This is a genomic window from Algicella marina, from assembly GCF_009931615.1.
Lineage (GTDB): Bacteria > Pseudomonadota > Alphaproteobacteria > Rhodobacterales > Rhodobacteraceae > Algicella > Algicella marina.
The window spans coordinates 2,993,470-3,009,676 of sequence record NZ_CP046620.1 but is presented as its reverse complement, the minus strand read 5'-3'; the positions used below and the strand labels follow the sequence as shown (position 1 = coordinate 3,009,676).

Sequence of the window (16,207 nt, the reverse complement as noted above, 5' to 3'; positions counted from 1 at the left end):
CCCCGAAGTCTCCGCAACCTTCTCAAAACGGAAAACGTCCAATGCAAAGACATCTTCTGATCGGCGTGGCCGCAATGGCAGCCGTCGTCGTTACCTCCAACATCCTGGTGCAGTACCTTTTTGGTGACTGGCTGACATGGGGTGCCTTCACCTATCCGTTCGCCTTTCTGGTCACCGACCTGATGAACCGGCTCTATGGGCAGGCCGCTGCGCGCAAGGTTGTGCTGGCCGGATTTGCTGTGGGGGTCGTCTGCTCGCTGATCGGAAGCCAGATCGTGGGCGAGTTCGGGCCGCTGGTGTCCTTGCGTGTGGCAATCGGTTCGGGATTCGCTTTCCTGGTGGCGCAACTGGTTGATGTAGCAATTTTTTCGCGGTTGCGGAGCCAGACATGGTGGCAGGCGCCGCTGGTGTCCTCCTTTGTTGGTGGTGCACTGGACACCGGGCTGTTTTTCGCCATCGCCTTCTCGGCAAGTCTTTCCTTCATCGCACCGGGCGTCGATGTGGCCTGGGCGAACGAGGCGGTGCCAGTGCTCGGCATGGGGCCACTTGCGCCGCTCTGGGTGTCTCTGGCGGTCGCCGATTTCTTTGTGAAGCTTGTGCTTGCTCTTTTGGCACTTGTGCCGTTCCGGCTAGTGCTGGGCAGGCTTCGGCCCGAAAGCGTTTGACTTTTGTCCGGGCTGTGGCAGGCTTGGAGGCAGGTTGAAACAGCGAAAGGAGGTGATCCAATGTCTCATGGGATTTTGGAGAAGGAATGTGGGTTCAAGCGCGAGGTGATGCTCTGACGGGCAGCCCCGGCTGAGAGGACGCCAGCGCTTACGGGTGACCGGCTCGACATCCTCCCTCCGAAAACTCAAGGAAATCGGGAAAGGCCGCGCGGTTGTGCGGCCTTTTCTTTTGCGGACGGTGCCGCGACAGTGGTGTCGGTGGCGGGAATGCCAATGGAGAGATGAAAGGGTGCGGCAATGATCCGGATCAGCGATACAGTGTCGCTAGAGGATTGGGAAATAACGGAAAATTTTGTAAGATCCTCGGGCCCGGGCGGGCAGAATGTCAACAAGGTTTCGACGGCGGTGGAGTTGCGGTTCGAGGCGGAGCGGTCGCCGAACCTGTCGCCGGCGGTGAAAGCGCGGCTCAGGCGGCTGGCCGGGTCGCGCTGGACGAAAGAGGGGGCGCTGGTGCTGCGGGCAGAGGCGCACCGGAGCCAGGCACGCAATCGGGAAGAGGCGGTTGAACGCCTAGTTTTATTGATCAGGAAGGCGCTGGAGCGGCCGAAGCCGAGGGTGAAGACGCGACCGACGCTGGCCTCCAAGCGACGGCGGCTGGACGCCAAGAAAACCCGTGGCGTGGTAAAGAAACTGCGCGGGCCGGTGGACCCGGACTGATATGGTTTCGGTATGGGTTTGGTATGGTTTCGGTATGGCTGAAACCGGGATATCCCGCCCATGTGACGCAGGTAAGTGAATTGATTACCTGAGAGGTAGCCGTTTCACTTACCCGGCGACGAAATGCCGGATGCACGGAGGGTTGTGCATCCGGCATTCAAACCGGCGTCGGGGTTATTCCGCCGGCTCTTCGGCGCCGCCCCGCATCGGGCCGCGACGCATGTCTTCGCGGTTGAGCGCGCCGTCTCCGTTGCGGTCGAGGCGGGCAACAAGACCTTCGAAACGCTCTCCGAATTCCTCGGCGGTGACGATGCCGTCGCCGTCATCGTCATGAGACTGAAACTGATCGACCATGCGCTCCCGCATCGCATCGAGCCAGAGGTTCTGGTACTCTTCCAGTGTCAGTCCGCCGGAGCTGTCGGCATCGAAGGAGCCAAGCTGGGCGTTGCGGCCCTCGGTCAGTTCTTCCTGGGTCAGGCTGCCATCGTCATTGGCGTCGTATTGTTCGAACAGCTGCATCATCCTGCCAGCGGCGCGGTGGCTGAACTTGCCGCCGCGCTTGTGATCGGCGCTGCGCTCTGCATGGGCCTTGTAGAGACGCTCTCCGCCCTGCGGCTGACCCTGCTGGGCCATTGCCGGTGCCGCGAGGGACACGGTGGTAAGGATGAGGGCGAGGGTTGTTGCTCTGGTCGCCATGAAACATTCTCCTGTTTTTGGTGTTTCTGGCTTTTGAACGTAAGGTGCCGAGACTTCCGTCGCAAAAATGGAGACCCCGGCCGGCTGGTGACTTGAACAAATCGTGATTGACTGCAAGGGTCCGCCGAAATTCACAGCGGTGCGGAACGATGCCGATTGTCGATGACCTGCCGGGCCATGCGCGCTGCGGTCATCGGTGATCAAACCGGAATCGGCATGGTCCGGATCGCGAACAAAGAGGAGAGATGCCGATGCGCACGCGCGCTGCTGTTGCCTTTGAGGCAGACAAGCCATTGGAAATCGTTGAGGTGAACCTTGAGGGCCCGCGTGCGGGCGAGGTTCTTGTGGAGGTGAAGGCGACGGGCCTGTGCCACACCGACGAGTTCACCCGTTCGGGTGCGGACCCCGAGGGCATCTTCCCGGCGATCCTGGGCCACGAGGGCGCGGGCGTCGTGGTCGAGGTGGGCGAGGGTGTCACCTCGCTGAAGCCCGGCGACCATGTGATCCCGCTCTACACGCCGGAATGCCGCGAGTGCGAGTACTGCCTCAACCCGAAAACCAACCTCTGCCAGAAGGTCCGGGCCACCCAGGGGCAGGGCCTGATGCCCGACGGCACCAGCCGGTTCACGACGCTCGATGGCGACCCGATCTTCCACTACATGGGCTGCTCGACCTTCGCCAACCACACGGTTGTGCCCGAGATCGCGCTGGCGAAGGTGCGCGAGGACGCGCCGTTCGACAAGATCTGCTACATCGGCTGTGGCGTCACCACCGGCATCGGCGCGGTGATCAACACCGCGAAGGTGGAGATCGGCTCCCGCGCGATCGTGTTCGGGCTGGGTGGCATCGGGCTGAACGTGATCCAGGGGCTGCGGCTGGCGGGCGCGGACCAGATCGTCGGCGTCGACCTCAACGCCGGCAAGGTGGAGATGGCGACGCGGTTCGGGATGACCGATTTCGTGAACCCCAAGGAGGTCGACGGCGACCTCGTGGCGTATCTGGTGAACCTCACCAAGGGCGGGGCGGACTACACGTTCGACGCGACCGGCAACGTGGGCGTGATGCGCACGGCACTGGAGGCGGCGCACAAGGGCTGGGGCGAGAGCATCATCATCGGCGTGGCGCCGGCGGGTGCGGAGATTTCCACCCGGCCGTTCCAGCTGGTGACGGGGCGCTCGTGGCGCGGCACGGCCTTCGGCGGCGCGCGCGGCCGGACGGATGTGCCCAAGATCGTGGACTGGTACATGGACGGCAAGATCGAGATCGACCCGATGATCACCCACAACCTCAAACTCGAGGAAATCAACCACGGCTTCGACCTCATGCACGAAGGCAAATCAATCCGCGCCGTCGTGGAGTATTGACCGGGCGGCCCGGCCGGAGCCTCCGGCCGGGCCGTTTTGCTGCCCAGAATGCGATTGGATATTTGAGGAAAGACGAAGGAGCGAGACATGAGTGACGACCGTGCACCGCTTCTGGCGGTGCTGATCGACTGCGACAACGTGCCGGCGAAGTTCGCCGGGCCGATCTTCGAGGAGATCGCGACGCTGGGTGAGGCAAGCGTGCGCCGGACCTACGGCGACTTCACCGAGGACCGGATGCGGCGCTGGTCCGAGCAGCAGGCGCAGCTGGGGCTGGTGCCGCATCATCAGCCGGCCAACACGGTGGGCAAGAACGCCAGTGACATCGCGCTGGTGATCGACGCGATGGACCTGCTGCATACCGGGCGGTTCGATGCATTCGTGCTGGTATCCTCCGACAGTGATTTCACCCGGCTGGCACAGCGGATCCGCGAGCAGGGCAAGGACGTGTTCGGTTTCGGCGAAAAGAAGACGCCCGAGGCCTTCCGCATGGCGTGCAAGCGATTCATCTATGTGGAAAACCTCGGCGCGGGTGGAGACGATGCGCCGGCGGACAAGCGCGAAACGCTGTCGCGGGCCGCACAGCTCGTCGGCAACGCGCTGGCTGACGTGGAGGAGGACGAGAGCGGTGCCGGACTGGGCGCTGTCGGCCAGCAGCTGGCCAAACGGTATCCCGATTTCGATCCTCGTACCTATGGCTACCGCAAGCTGTCGGAACTGGTGCGGGCGTTGAAAGGATTCGAGGTTTCCGGCTCCGGCCGGAACCTCAGGTTGCAGAAGAAGGGCTAAAATGGAAATCCGGCCTTATGTGGAGCAAGATGCCGACGCGGTGTGGGAGATGCTGCGACCGGTGTTTCGCGCCGGTGATACCTATTGCATCGACCCCGAGATTTCCCGAGAAGCGGCGTTGGAGTTCTGGGCGGGGGGCAATCATTCGGCCTTCGTCGCGGGCGATGCGGGTACCTATTACATCTGCCCCAATCAGGCAGGCGGCGGGGCGCATGTGTGCAATTGCGGGTTCGTGACAGGCGTGCCGGGCAAGGGTGTGGCGCGGGCGATGCTGGAGCATGCATTGGCGGAGGCGGAAAGGCGCGGTTATCGGGCGATGCAATTCAATTTCGTCGTCGAGACCAACGCGCGGGCGCTGGACATCTGGTTCCGTGCAGGGTTCGCGGAGGTCGGTCGGCTGCCAGGGGCATTTCACCACCCGGAGCGCGGATACGTGGACGCGCTGGTGCTGTACAAGAGCCTCGTCTGAATGCTGGCGATCTTCCTCAAGACGGTGCCGTTCTTCCTGCTGATCGGGCTGGGCTATCTGGCCGGGCGATGGCGGTGGATGTCCGCCGATGCGGTGGTGGCGCTGACGCGGTTCGTGTTTTATTTCGCGTTGTCGGCGATGCTGTTCCAGTTCGCCTCGTCGATCCCGCTGACCGAGATTTTCGAACCGGGTTTCGTGGCGGCCTATGTGCTGGGCACCGGCGCTGTCTACGTTCTGGTGACGGCGGTGGCGTTGATGCGCGGGACGGGACGGGCCCAGGCGGCAATCGAGGCGCAGTGCGGAGTGGTCGGCAATGTCGGGTTTCTCGGTCTGCCGATGCTGGTGATCCTGCTCGGACCGCAGGCGGCGGGGCCGATGCTGATGGTGTTGTCTGTCGATCTGCTGCTGTTCGGTTCGCTGGTGGTGATCGCGATTTCGATGGCGCGGGGTGGCGACGGGTCGGCACTGGCGGTGGTGGGCCGCGGGCTGGTGCGTAACCCGATGGTGATGAGCATGGCGGCCGGGCTGACCTGGGGGGCCGTGGGCGTGGAGTTGCCGGTGCCGGCGGGCGAGTTCCTGACGTTGCTGGGGGCGGCGGCGACGCCCTGTGCGCTGTTCACGATCGGGGCGTCGCTGGCCGAGAAATCGGCGGAGCGGGTGAGCGTGGCGCTGTGGCTGAGCTTCGCCAAGCTCGTGCTGCACCCGCTGGCGGTGGCGGTGTTGGCGCTGGGTGTGTTCGGCGTGGCGGCGTTCCCGGCTGGGGTGATGGTGGCGGCTGCGGCGATGCCGGTGGCGGGAAACGTGTACATCATAGCGCAGCATTACGGGGTGGCGCCGGCGCGGGCGTCCTCGGCCATCCTTGTCTCGACAGTGCTGGCGGTGGCGTCGCTGAGCGCCGTGATCGCGCTGGTGGCGGGGCCGGGGTGGCCGCCGATGGGCAGTGGAGGCGGGATGTGAGCGTGTATGTGGATGCGGATGCCTGCCCGGTGAAGGCAGAGGTGATCAGGGTGGCGGAGCGACACCGGGCCGAGGTGTTCCTCGTTTGCAATGGTGGATTGCGCCCGGTGCCATCGCCACTTGTGCAGGTGATTGTGGTGCCGGAAGGGCCGGATGTGGCCGACATGTGGATCGCCGAGCGCGCGGGGCGGGGCGATGTGGTGATTACAGCGGACCTGCCGTTGGCGGCGAAATGCGTGGCGGCCGGGGCGGAAGTGCTGGGGCACGACGGTGAGGTTTTCACGGAAGCCAACATCGGGGGGCGGCTGGCGACGCGGGACCTGATGGCAGATCTGAGATCTTCGGACCCGTTCATGACCGGCAAGGGGCGGGCATTTTCGAAAGCCGACAGGTCCCGTTTTCTGGACCGTCTGGAGACGCTCTTGCGCAAGGCCGCACGCTGACGGATTGTCTTTGCCACTGAATGCGGGCAGACGGTTCGGGAGAGGTTTCGGGAGGCTGCCATGTTCGAAATGCCGGTTTTGATGGTTTTCAGTGTCGCGGCGCTGGCGCTGGCGGCGACGCCGGGGCCGGACATGATGCTGGTGGCGGCGCGGAGCGCGGCACAGGGTCGATTGGCGGGATTGCTGACGTATCTGGGCGTGTCTGCCGGATCATTCGGGCATGCGCTGATGATGGCACTTGGGCTTTCGCAACTGTTCGCGGTGGTACCGCTGGCCTATGACGCGGTGCGGTTGGCCGGGGCTGCCTATCTGCTGTTTCTGGCGTGGCAGTGCTTTACCCGGCACAGGCGGCTGGCGATGCAGCCGGGGCCGGCACGGCCACTTTCGGTATGGGTGATGTTTCGGCAAGGGTTCCTTTCCAACATCCTGAATCCGAAAGTGGCATTGTTCTACCTGGCGCTGTTTCCGCAATTCGTGGTGCCGGAGGCGGGAAGCGTTGGTTTGCAGATTCTGGTGCTGGCGCTGATACTGAACGTGATCGCGCTGGTGGTGAATGGTGGCGTGATCCTGATCGCCAGCCGGGCCGGGGCGTATTTCGCCGGGAGATCGAAGTATCGCCGTACCGGCGACTGGCTGCTGGGAGCGGTGTTCGCCGGGTTGGCAGCGCGGCTGGCATTTGACGGCCAGCGATGAGGCCTGCCGCTGGTGAGCGGCAACAAGGCCTGACACGTTGCCCGTCACAACGCGGAGTTTCCAGTTCCGCCCCGGCGGTCAGGCGGGGATGGGGCCGTAGAGGCGGCGGGCTTCGCGGAAGCTCATCAGGCGGCGCTGCTGCTGATCCCAGAGGTGGAAGCGGGCGCATGCAAAACTCTCGCGGATTGTCAGGCGCTGGGCATCGGCCAGTTCGGCGTGATCGCGCAGCACTTCCGGTAAACGGTAGAAAGGGATTCGGCTGTAGAGGTGGTGGACGTGATGAATGCCGATATTGGCTGTCAGCCATTGCAGGACTGACGGCATCACGTAGTGCGAGGATCCGTGGAGTGCGGCCTCGTGCAACTGCCAGTCGGGATCACCTTCCCAGTGGGTTTCCTCAAACTGGTGCTGGACGTAGAACAGCCAGACGCCGAGGGTTGCGGCGAGCAGGGCTGTCGGCAGGAAGACGAGTACAAGCAGTTTCCAGCCACCGAGGACGAAGAGGCCTATCAGCATCGCGGCGATGCCGAAGTTGGTGAGATGGAGATTGCGCTTGGTCTTTCGGCAGGCGCCCGGCGGGCCGTAGGAAAGACGATTTTCCCACAGGAACAGCCATGCGGGACCTACGCCGAAGAGCACCAGAGGATGTCGATAGGCCCGGTAGCGGAGGCGGCCAAAGGGAGACAGTGCACGGTATTCGGCGACTGTCAGGGTATTGACGTCGCCGATCCCGCGCTGATCCAGATTGCCCGAGCCGGCGTGGTGGATTGCGTGGCTGCGCTTCCAGACGTCATAGGGAGTGAGGGTCAGGACGCCGAGACCGCGCCCCAGCCAGTCGTTGACGAAACGCGAGTTGAAGAAGGCGCCGTGGCCGCAATCGTGCTGGATCGTGAACAGGCGGACAAGGAAGAAGCCATTCAGCAAGGCCGGCGGCAGAGCCAGCAGCGGATGTATGGTGAGAAGGCCCCATGCGATGGCCCAGAGAGCGAAGAACGGAATGGCGGTCGCGGCCAGTTCGAACAGGCTGCGGGCCGTACTCGGATCACGGTAGGTGGCGAGAACGCGGACCCAGGCGCGGGCCTTCTCCGCTTCCGACATGGCAGGTGCGGCTTCTTCTTCGGGACAGATTTTTGCGAAGTGCATTTAGCTCCGGTCCTTGAGGGGCAGCGACCCGGACCGGATACCCTACCATCGTAAACAGGTGGTAATCTGCCGCGTATTTACGGCAGGACTTTGGCACCTGTAGAGGGTTAATGGCCCCGCGTCAGCCCTCTTTCGCGAATTCTTTCAGGATCGGGCAGTCCGGGCGGCTGTCTCCGGCGCAGGCGTGGACAAGCTGCGAGAGGGTGGCATGCATGTCCTGAAGGGATTCGATCTTCTCCTCGATCTCGTGCAGGTGCTCCTCTGCGATGGCCTTCACGTCGGCGCTGGCGCGGGACTTATCCTCCCACAGGGCGAGAAGATCGCGACAGTCCTCGATGGTGAAACCCAGCGCGCGGGCGCGGGCGAGGAAGCCCAGTTTGTTGGTTTCGGTTTCAGTGAAGGCGCGGTAGCCGTTGGGATCGCGCGGGGCCGTAACGAGGCCGATATCCTCATAGTAACGGATTGTCTTGGCCGGCAGGCCAGTGCGGCGGGCCGCTTCGGAGATGTTCATGCGGTGGCTTCCTTCACTTCGGTGGCTGACGCAGATTGGGGTTTGGGGCCCGCGCGGCGCAAGCGCAAGGCATTGGTGACGACGAACACGCTGGAGAGCGCCATCGCGCCGGCGGCGAGGGCGGGGGAGAGCAGGCCGAGCGCTGCAACTGGAATCAGGGTGACGTTGTAGGCAAAGGCCCAGAAGAGGTTCTGGCGAATGTTGGCGAGGGTGGCGCGGGAAAGGTCGATCGCGGTGGCGACGCCCGTGAGGTCGCCCGACATCAGCACCACGTCGGCGGCTTCCATTGCCACGTCTGTACCGGTGCCGATGGCGATGCCGATATCGGCGGCGGCGAGCGCCGGTGCGTCGTTGATGCCGTCGCCGACGAAGGCGGTGGGGCCGGGGAGGGCTTTCAGCGCTTGGGTCTTGCCCTCGGGCATCACCTCGGCGGTGATCTCGTCGATGCCGATCTCGGCGCCTATGGCTTCGGCCGTGGCGCGGGCGTCGCCGGTGATCATGGCGACGCGCAGGCTTGATGCGTGCAGGGCGCGAATCGCGGCGGCGGTGGTTTTCTTCAGCGGGTCGGAGACGGAGATCAGGGCGGCGAGGTTGCCGTCTATCGCCGCGTAGAGGGGTGTCTGGCCCCTGGCGGCGAGGTTGGCGGCCTCATCCGAGAGGGGGGCGGTGTCTATGCCTTCGCGCGCCATCAGGCGGGCGGCGCCGACGAGGATGTCGCGGCCCTCGACGCGGGCGCGGATGCCGAGGCCGGTGAGGCTCTCGAAGCTTTCGGCCTGCGGGATGTCGCCTTGTACGGCTTGCACGAGTGCGCGGGCGATGGGGTGTTCGGAGGCGGCCTCGGCGGCGGCGATGAGGCGCAGCGCGCCGGGTACGGTTTCCGTGAGGTGGGTGAGGGTGGGGCGGCCTTCGGTGAGGGTGCCCGTTTTGTCGAGCGCTATGGTGCGGATGCCGGCCAGCGATTGCAGCGCGTCGCCCTTGCGGAACAGCACGCCCAGATCGGCGGCGCGGCCGGTGCCGACCATGATGGAGGTGGGTGTGGCGAGGCCCATCGCGCAGGGGCAGGCGATGATGAGCACGGCGACACCGGCGGTGAGCGCGTGGGCGAGCGACGGGCCGAAGGCGAGCCAGAGGCCGGTGGTGAGGAGGGCCGCGGCGATGACGGCGGGCACGAACCAGGCGGTGATGCGGTTGACGAGCGACTGGATCGGCAGGCGGGCGGATTGCGCCTCTTCCACCAGTTTCATGATTTGAGCAAGGCGGGTGCCCTCGCCGGTGGCGGTGGCGCGGAAGGTGAAGGCGCCGGTGCCGTTGACCGTGCCGCCGGTGACGGTTTCGCCGGTGCCCTTCTGAACCGGCGCGGGCTCGCCTGTGAGCATGGATTCGTCGACGAAGGAGGACCCTTTGGTTACTTGGCCGTCGGTGGCGATGCGCTCGCCCGGGCGCACCTCGATGAGGTCGCCGGTGGTGATCTGGGCGATGGGCAGCTCGATGGTTTCGCCACCCCGGATCACGCGGGCGGTTTTCGGGGCGAGACCGGCGAGGCGTTCGATGGCGGCACCGGTGCGGCCCTTGGCGCGCGCCTCCAGCCAGCGGCCCGCGAGGATCAGGGTGACGATGACGGCGGCGGCCTCGAAATAGACGTTGCGGCTGGCCTGCGGCACCAGCGCGGGCGCGAAGGTGACGACGGTGGAGAACGCCCAGGCGGCACCCGCGCCGAGGGCGACGAGCGCGTTCATGTCGGGCGCGCGGCGGGCGAGCGCGGGCAGGCCGCGGGTGAAGAACAGCCGGCCGGGGATGGCCAGCACGGCGGTGGTGAGCGCGAACTGGATCAGGCGGCTGGCGGTGTGGCCGATGGTTTCGGCGATCCACATGTGGAAGGCGGGGAAGGCGTGGCTGCCCATTTCCAGCACGAAGACCGGCAGGGTGAGCAGGGCCGCGAGGATGAGGTTGCGGCGCAGTGCGTCGGCCTCGCGTGCCTTGCGGTCGGGTGCCGGGGCCTCGCTGCGGGCGGGGTAGCCCGCGGCGGCGAGGGCGGCCTCGATGGCGGGGCGGGTGCCGGGGGCTGCGTGCACCTCGGCCGATTCCGTGGCGAGGTTGACGCTTGCGGCGGTGACGCCGGGCACGGCGGCGATGGCCTTCTCGACCCGAGCAACGCAGGAGGCGCAGGTCATATTCTGGATGGAAAGGCGCAAGGGTTCGCTGGCGAGCGGGTAGCCTGCGGCTGCGAGCGCGTCGGCGATGGCGGGCAGGGCGCCGGGAAGTGCCGTGACCTTCGCGCTTTCGCTGGCGAGGTTGGCCTCGGCGCTCAGCACGCCGGGGACGGCGCGCAGGGCATCCTCGACGCGGGACGTGCAAGAGCCGCAATGCATGTTGTCGATGGCGAGCGTGCGGGTTTCGGTGGCGGCGGGGTAGCCGGCCTGCGCGAGAGCCTTTGCGATGCGGGGCAGCGAAAGCTGCGGACCCTTGATCCGGGCCTCGGAGGTGGCAAGGTTGACCGAGGCCGAGGTTACGCCGGGGGTGGCTGTTAGTGCCGCCTCGACGCGGCTGACGCAGGAAGCGCAATGCATGCCCTCGATGGGTAGCGTGAGCGTGGTGTCTGGCATCGGGATGGTCCTTCCGTTCCCGCTGTAGATAGAGGTTCCAGTCACTGGAAGGTCAAGGGGAGGTCGGAAGATTGTTCGGGGCGGTCGGGCTGCGGCGTGCCTCGTCTGCGCGATGCGAAGGTCGGCGGCGAGGTACTACGGGGAGAGTCGTCGGGCGCAGGCCCAACTGAGCGCGACCATCAGCGCCGCCGTGGCAAGGCAGAGGGGCAGGCCACCGAACTGATAGCTGAGGCCGGAGAGCAGGGTTCCGACGAGCCGCCCTGCAGCGTTGGACATGTAGTAGAAGCCCACGTCCATCGTCACGCGCTCGGATTTCGAAAGCGCGAGGATGAGGTAGCTGTGGAGTGCCGAATTGATCGCGAAGACGGCGCCGAAGGCCAGCAAGCCGAGCACGAGGATGATCGTGAGCGGGGTGCTCGGACCGGTGAGGGCCGCGAGGGCGAGGGCGGCGGGGATGGCCGCGAGGATCAGCGCCCAGCGGGCGGCGGAGCGGGCCGTCTGCGCCAGCGGTGCATGGCCGATCAGGCGCGGAGCGGCAGCCTGTATCGCGCCGTAACCGATGATCCAGAGTGCCATGAAGCTGCCGATGAGGAAGAAGGCGGCGCGGTTTCCGGCCTCCGAGCCATCGGAGAGAACGCCGTAGAAGTAGATGGGGATGCCGACAACGAACCAGACATCGCGCGCGCCGAAGAGAAACAGCCGGGCGGCGGAGAGGCGGTTGATGGCGGCGTCTTTCGAGAACACCTCGCGGAACTTCGCCTTGGAGCGGGTCTGCGGCAGGCCGGGGGGCATGCGTAACGCGAGGGCTAAGAGGATGGCGGCGAGCACAGCCGCCATGATCAGCAGGGTGGGGCGGAAACCTGCGACTGCCAGGAGACTGGCACCGAGCAGGAAGCCGATGCCCTTGACTGCGTTTTTGGAGCCGGTGAGGCGAGCGACCCACGTGAATAGCGCGCCGTCGGCGGCGGGGGCGAGCAGCTTCACTGCGCTCTTGGCCGACATCTTGGAAAGGTCCTTGGCGATGCCGGAGAGCCCCTGCACGAGCATGACGTAGATGACGGAGGTGGCGATCGCCCAGTCCGGAGACAGGATGGTGAGGGCCAAAAGGGCGGCGATCTGGATCGACAGCCCGGCATAGAGCGTGGAGGCGAGGCCGAAGCGGGCGGCGAGCCAGCCGGCGGAAAGATTGGTGACGACGCCCATCAGCTCGTAGAGCAGAAAGAGCCACGCGAGTTGCAGGGCCGAGAAGCCGAGCGTGTGGAAGTGCAGCAGGATGAGCATGCGCAGCGCGCCGTCCGTGAGCATGAAGGCCCAATAGGCGGCGGTGACGGCGATGTATGCGGGAAGGCCGGAAGGCACGGCGGCGCTGGTTGGCATTCTTTCCTCCGCCACATCTTCGCTGAGTTGGTGAATATCAGGAGGTACGGCTAAGCGGCAAGCCGTTCACAAAACCTTCACGGTGGCGGAGAACCGCCCTTGGGGGCGGGATTTGTGATGGGTGCTGCCACGACTCACTTGAATCACGACTAACTTTATCGTCTTATTGTATTTATGAAACTTGAAAGGGTCACCAGATGACTTTTGATCAGATCTTCGTACTGCTGCTTGTGGGGCTGGTCTTTCTCAGCTTTATCAGGGAGTTTTATCCGCCGGAGGTGACAGCGCTGGCGGCTTCTGCGGCGCTGGTAGCAACGGGGCTCATCTCCACCGACTCGTTTCTGAAAGTGTTCAGTTCGAGTGCACCGATCACGATCGCGATGATGTTTATCCTCTCGGCGGCGCTGGAACGAACGGGTGTTCTGGCGATGCTGGGCGACCTGCTGAAGAAACAGGCGCGAGGCTCCTATTTGCGGGGGATCGTGATGATGATGGGCGGGACCATCCTGGCCTCTGCGTTCATGAACAACACACCGGTTGTGATTCTGATGGCACCGGTGGTGATTGCCATGGCGAGCAGCGTGGGAGTTGCGCCGTCGCGCTTGCTGATCCCGTTGTCGTTCGCGGCCATCTTCGGCGGCACGCTGACGCTGATCGGAACATCGACCAATATCCTGGTGAGCGGTCTTGCCAAGGAGGCGGGACAGGTGCCGATCTCGATGTTCGAGATGACACTGCCGGGCCTGATCTTTGCCGCCGTCGGTATGGCCTACATGGTGTTCGCGGGGCGGTTCCTGCTGCCCGACCGGGTTTCGCTGTCGGCGGCGATTGCCGGGGGCGAGAAGAAGCGGTTCATGGCACGGCTGCTGATCCCTGCGCGGTCACGCTACATCGGGCGGATGCTGGCTGAGCTTCCATTCAACGTCGATCAGACGCGGGTGGTGGATGTGATCCGGGGAGAGGATTCGTTGCGGCACGCGCTGAAGACGCTGACTCTGGAAGCGGGCGACCGGGTTGTCATAAGAACGGAGGCCGGGGATATCCTCAGCCTGCGTGAGGATGGCGCGGTCGAGTTTCGCGATATCACGGACAGCGGCTTTGAGCCGGTAACAGCGGAACAGACGGTGACCATGGAGGCGAGCATCGGCCCGAACTCGCCATTGCGGGGGCGGCCGCTGGGTGATTTGCGGCTGCGCCGGAGCCACGGTGTCTACGTGACGGCGCTGCACAGGGACGACCGCAATATTGCCGGCAATCTTGACGGTACGCGCCTGCGCTTTGCCGATACGCTGTTGCTGGAGGGCGCGCCGGAGGGGATGCGCAGGCTGCTGGAGGATGGCAGCCTCGTCAACCTTACGGCCCCGGCGGAGCGGGCGACACGGCGCAGGAAGGCACCGATCGCGATTACAACGATTGCCGCTGTCGTCGGCCTGTCGGTCTTTGACGTGCTGCCGATTGCCGGGCTGGCGCTGATCGGGGCGGTGGTGGTGATGATGACCCGCTGTGTCGACCCGGAAGAGGCCTTCGCGGCCATCGACTGGCGAATCCTGTTCCTGATCTTCGGGATGCTGGGACTGTCCATCGGGCTGGAGGAAACGGGGACGGCGAAGCTGATCGTCGAGACGACGGTCGGGCTTGTCGATGGAGTGGGGCCACTGGCGATCCTTGCGGTGATCTACATCCTGACGAGCATTCTGACGGAGATGATCAGCAACAATGCGGTGGCGGTGCTGATCGGGCCGATCGTGATCGGGCTGGCGACGCAACTGGGTTATGACCCGCGCCCGTTCGTCATGGCGGTGATGTTCGCGGCCTCGGCCAGTTTCGCAACGCCGATCGGCTATCAGACGAACACGTTCGTCTACGGGGCGGGCGGCTACCGGTTCCGTGATTTCCTTGTGGTCGGGGTGCCGCTGAACGTGATCTTCGCCGTAGTGGCGATCATCATCCTGCCGCTGTTCTTTCCGTTCTGAACCGTGCAGGAGGCGGGTGCCTCAGGTGCCCGCCTCCGTCGTCAGGCGGACGGCGAGCGCGGGGTCCTTGCCCAGGTCAGCGAGGGTGAGCGATTCCAGCATCAGCACGTAGGTGGCATAGAAGTCGCCGAAGACGGCGCGGATGCGGCATGCCTCCTCGTCCGGGCAATCCTCGCAGGGTTGGTAGGCCTTGCGCGACAGGCAGGGAAGAGGGGCCATAGGGCCGTCGGTGAGACGCAGGATTTCGGCGAGCGAGATTTTGCGGGCCTCGCGGATCAGATCGTAGCCGCCGTTGCGACCACGTTTGCTGGCGATGAGACCGGCACGTTTGAGGTCGAGCAGGATGTGCTCCAGAAAACGTTTGGGTGCGCCGGAGCGTCTGGCGATTTCCTCGATACGGAGGGAATGGCCATTGGGGCCATGTTCCTCGGCGAGGGCTGCCATGGCCTTGAGGGCATATTTCGTCTTCAGGGTGATCATGGCCAGAGAGTAACCACGAAAATCCCGATCGCCAAGGTCGTCTTTGCGTGGGCGCCCAGGCTATTCCGGCGCCGCGTGGCGGTATGGCCTATGCCGTGCTGCCGGCGACCATCTCCACGATGTCGGCGAGACGGCACGTGTAGCCCCATTCGTTATCGTACCACGCATAGATCTTCGCCTGTGTGCCGTTGACGACCATGGTTGAGGCGGCGTCGATGATCGCGGAGCGGGGATCGTTGAGGTAGTCGGCGGATACCAGGGCGCGAGGTTCGTAGCCGAGAATACCTTTCAGGCGACCATTCGCTGCCTTCTCGAACAAGGTGTTCAGTTCATCGACAGTGGTTTCACGCTCCAGCTCGAACACACAATCCGTGAGCGAGGCGTTCATAAGCGGCACTCGGATTGCGTGGCCATTCAGGCGGCCGGTAAGTTCGGGATAGATCAGCGTGATCGCGGTGGCAGAGCCGGTGGTGGTGGGGATCAGCGAGGCGAGGCCGGATCGGGCGCGACGCATGTCCTTCGCCGGACGGTCGAGGATTGTCTGGGTGTTGGTGATGTCGTGCACCGTCGTGATGGACCCGTGGCGGATGCCGACGCCCTCATGCACGACCTTGACCACCGGGGCGAGGCAATTGGTGGTGCAGCTTGCGGCGGTAATGATGCGGTGTTGCGCGGGGTCGTAGAGATGGTGGTTGATGCCGTAGACCAGATTGAGGGCCGACTTTTCCTTAACAGGGGCCGAGACGATGACCTTGCGCACACCGGCCTCGAAATAGGGAGAGAGGGCTGCCTCGGTTCGGTGGGCGCCGGTACAGTCGACGACGATGTCGATACCGTCGAGCGGCAGATCGGCGATATCGCGGGCGTTGGTGATGGCGATTTCGGTACCGTCCACGGTGATCGCCTCGGCTGCGTGGGTGATCTCGGCGGGCCAGCGGCCGTGGACACTGTCGAATTCCAGCAGCATTGCGAACTGCTCAGGGGAACCGGTCTTGTCGTTCAGCACCGCCACCTCGACCGGGGCGCGGCCGGTGAGAGCGCGGAGAAGAAGCTTTCCGATGCGACCGAAGCCATTGATGAGAATGCGAGGCATGTGACTTTCTCGTTCTGTTGCATGTGTTGGCTAGGCACCGGTGCGTGGGCTGTCAAAAGACCGTTTTGTGACAGGCGGTGGTTCGCTGGTAAGGGTTGAGACGGTGAAACTGCCCTGCTTCCGGGCATTCTTCCGACGCCGATGGTGGCAAACCTCCCGTTTTCCTTGCAGTTTGCCATTTTTTGATCACGCCGGAGGTGGTATTTGCGAGGAGGTGGTGCTGTTGCGCGTCGCGGA

16 protein-coding genes are annotated in these 16,207 nt (G+C 64.6%); 9 read left to right on the top strand and 7 right to left on the bottom strand.

Annotated elements, in window-relative coordinates; all coding sequences use genetic code 11:
• Positions 1-41 precede the first annotated feature (41 nt).
• Positions 42-665, top strand: a complete 624-nt coding sequence (locus GO499_RS14815; RefSeq protein ID WP_161862906.1) for a queuosine precursor transporter — start codon at positions 42-44, stop codon at positions 663-665.
• Between the two features lie 297 nt (positions 666-962).
• Positions 963-1,382: an alternative ribosome rescue aminoacyl-tRNA hydrolase ArfB gene (arfB, locus tag GO499_RS14810; protein ID WP_161862905.1), complete on the top strand. Its 420-nt coding sequence runs from the start codon at positions 963-965 to the stop codon at positions 1,380-1,382.
• A 174-nt stretch (positions 1,383-1,556) separates the two neighbouring features.
• Here the strand turns inward: arfB and GO499_RS14805 are convergent, their stop codons facing one another.
• Complete coding sequence (locus GO499_RS14805; protein WP_161862904.1) at positions 1,557-2,078, bottom strand: EF-hand domain-containing protein; 522 nt, start codon at positions 2,076-2,078, stop codon at positions 1,557-1,559.
• Positions 2,079-2,329: 251 nt separating this feature from the next.
• Here GO499_RS14805 and GO499_RS14800 point away from each other — a divergent pair, with 251 nt between their 5' ends.
• The 6 genes from GO499_RS14800 (at position 2,330) to GO499_RS14775 (ending at position 6,790) form a co-directional block, all read left to right on the top strand.
• A complete protein-coding gene (locus GO499_RS14800) occupies positions 2,330-3,442 on the top strand; it encodes an S-(hydroxymethyl)glutathione dehydrogenase/class III alcohol dehydrogenase (protein ID WP_161862903.1) in 1,113 nt (370 codons plus the stop codon).
• Between the two features lie 87 nt (positions 3,443-3,529).
• On the top strand, positions 3,530-4,228 hold the full coding sequence (locus tag GO499_RS14795; RefSeq protein ID WP_161862902.1) for an NYN domain-containing protein: 699 nt from the start codon (positions 3,530-3,532) through the stop codon (positions 4,226-4,228).
• A gap of 1 nt (position 4,229) precedes the next feature.
• Entirely contained in the window at positions 4,230-4,697 is a 468-nt protein-coding gene (locus tag GO499_RS14790; RefSeq protein WP_161862901.1) for a GNAT family N-acetyltransferase, read from the top strand.
• Complete coding sequence (locus GO499_RS14785; protein ID WP_161862900.1) at positions 4,698-5,654, top strand: AEC family transporter; 957 nt, start codon at positions 4,698-4,700, stop codon at positions 5,652-5,654. It abuts the gene before it with no gap.
• Positions 5,651-6,097, top strand: coding sequence for a YaiI/YqxD family protein (locus GO499_RS14780; protein WP_161862899.1), 447 nt, complete (start codon positions 5,651-5,653; stop codon positions 6,095-6,097). Before GO499_RS14785 ends, GO499_RS14780 begins: the two co-directional genes overlap by 4 nt.
• Positions 6,098-6,157: 60 nt before the next feature.
• On the top strand, positions 6,158-6,790 hold the full coding sequence (locus tag GO499_RS14775; protein ID WP_161862898.1) for a LysE family translocator: 633 nt from the start codon (positions 6,158-6,160) through the stop codon (positions 6,788-6,790).
• Between the two features lie 78 nt (positions 6,791-6,868).
• Here GO499_RS14775 and GO499_RS14770 read toward each other — a convergent pair whose 3' ends face one another.
• From GO499_RS14770 to arsJ, 4 genes are all read right to left on the bottom strand, one after another.
• Positions 6,869-7,933 (bottom strand): fatty acid desaturase, encoded by a 1,065-nt coding sequence (locus GO499_RS14770; RefSeq protein ID WP_431309869.1) that lies wholly within the window; start codon positions 7,931-7,933, stop codon positions 6,869-6,871.
• Between the two features lie 121 nt (positions 7,934-8,054).
• On the bottom strand, positions 8,055-8,444 hold the full coding sequence (gene cueR, locus GO499_RS14765; protein ID WP_161862897.1) for a Cu(I)-responsive transcriptional regulator: 390 nt from the start codon (positions 8,442-8,444) through the stop codon (positions 8,055-8,057).
• Complete coding sequence (locus GO499_RS14760) at positions 8,441-11,092, bottom strand: heavy metal translocating P-type ATPase (RefSeq protein WP_284154759.1); 2,652 nt, start codon at positions 11,090-11,092, stop codon at positions 8,441-8,443. Before GO499_RS14760 ends, cueR begins: the two co-directional genes overlap by 4 nt.
• A 90-nt stretch (positions 11,093-11,182) precedes the next feature.
• On the bottom strand, positions 11,183-12,424 hold the full coding sequence (gene arsJ, locus GO499_RS14755) for an organoarsenical effux MFS transporter ArsJ (protein WP_161862896.1): 1,242 nt from the start codon (positions 12,422-12,424) through the stop codon (positions 11,183-11,185).
• 197 nt (positions 12,425-12,621) lie between these two features.
• Here arsJ and GO499_RS14750 point away from each other — a divergent pair, with 197 nt between their 5' ends.
• Positions 12,622-14,397 carry an SLC13 family permease gene (locus tag GO499_RS14750; RefSeq protein ID WP_161862895.1) on the top strand — a complete coding sequence of 592 codons (1,776 nt, stop codon included), beginning with the start codon at positions 12,622-12,624 and terminating at the stop codon, positions 14,395-14,397.
• Positions 14,398-14,418: 21 nt separating this feature from the next.
• Here the strand turns inward: GO499_RS14750 and GO499_RS14745 are convergent, their stop codons facing one another.
• Positions 14,419-14,877, bottom strand: a complete 459-nt coding sequence (locus GO499_RS14745; protein ID WP_161862894.1) for an RrF2 family transcriptional regulator — start codon at positions 14,875-14,877, stop codon at positions 14,419-14,421.
• Between the two features lie 88 nt (positions 14,878-14,965).
• Positions 14,966-15,970, bottom strand: a complete 1,005-nt coding sequence (locus GO499_RS14740; RefSeq protein WP_161862893.1) for an ArsJ-associated glyceraldehyde-3-phosphate dehydrogenase — start codon at positions 15,968-15,970, stop codon at positions 14,966-14,968.
• Positions 15,971-16,207: the final 237 nt, after the last annotated feature.

Coding starts and splice junctions, on each gene's coding strand:
- GO499_RS14815 (WP_161862906.1), top strand. CDS start 42: ATGCAAAGACATCTTCTGATCGGCGTGGCCGCAATGGCAGCCGTCGTC.
- arfB (WP_161862905.1), top strand. CDS start 963: ATGATCCGGATCAGCGATACAGTGTCGCTAGAGGATTGGGAAATAACG.
- GO499_RS14805 (WP_161862904.1), bottom strand. CDS start 2,078: ATGGCGACCAGAGCAACAACCCTCGCCCTCATCCTTACCACCGTGTCC.
- GO499_RS14800 (WP_161862903.1), top strand. CDS start 2,330: ATGCGCACGCGCGCTGCTGTTGCCTTTGAGGCAGACAAGCCATTGGAA.
- GO499_RS14795 (WP_161862902.1), top strand. CDS start 3,530: ATGAGTGACGACCGTGCACCGCTTCTGGCGGTGCTGATCGACTGCGAC.
- GO499_RS14790 (WP_161862901.1), top strand. CDS start 4,230: ATGGAAATCCGGCCTTATGTGGAGCAAGATGCCGACGCGGTGTGGGAG.
- GO499_RS14785 (WP_161862900.1), top strand. CDS start 4,698: ATGCTGGCGATCTTCCTCAAGACGGTGCCGTTCTTCCTGCTGATCGGG.
- GO499_RS14775 (WP_161862898.1), top strand. CDS start 6,158: ATGTTCGAAATGCCGGTTTTGATGGTTTTCAGTGTCGCGGCGCTGGCG.
- GO499_RS14770 (WP_431309869.1), bottom strand. CDS start 7,933: ATGCACTTCGCAAAAATCTGTCCCGAAGAAGAAGCCGCACCTGCCATG.
- cueR (WP_161862897.1), bottom strand. CDS start 8,444: ATGAACATCTCCGAAGCGGCCCGCCGCACTGGCCTGCCGGCCAAGACA.
- arsJ (WP_161862896.1), bottom strand. CDS start 12,424: ATGCCAACCAGCGCCGCCGTGCCTTCCGGCCTTCCCGCATACATCGCC.
- GO499_RS14750 (WP_161862895.1), top strand. CDS start 12,622: ATGACTTTTGATCAGATCTTCGTACTGCTGCTTGTGGGGCTGGTCTTT.
- GO499_RS14745 (WP_161862894.1), bottom strand. CDS start 14,877: ATGATCACCCTGAAGACGAAATATGCCCTCAAGGCCATGGCAGCCCTC.
- GO499_RS14740 (WP_161862893.1), bottom strand. CDS start 15,970: ATGCCTCGCATTCTCATCAATGGCTTCGGTCGCATCGGAAAGCTTCTT.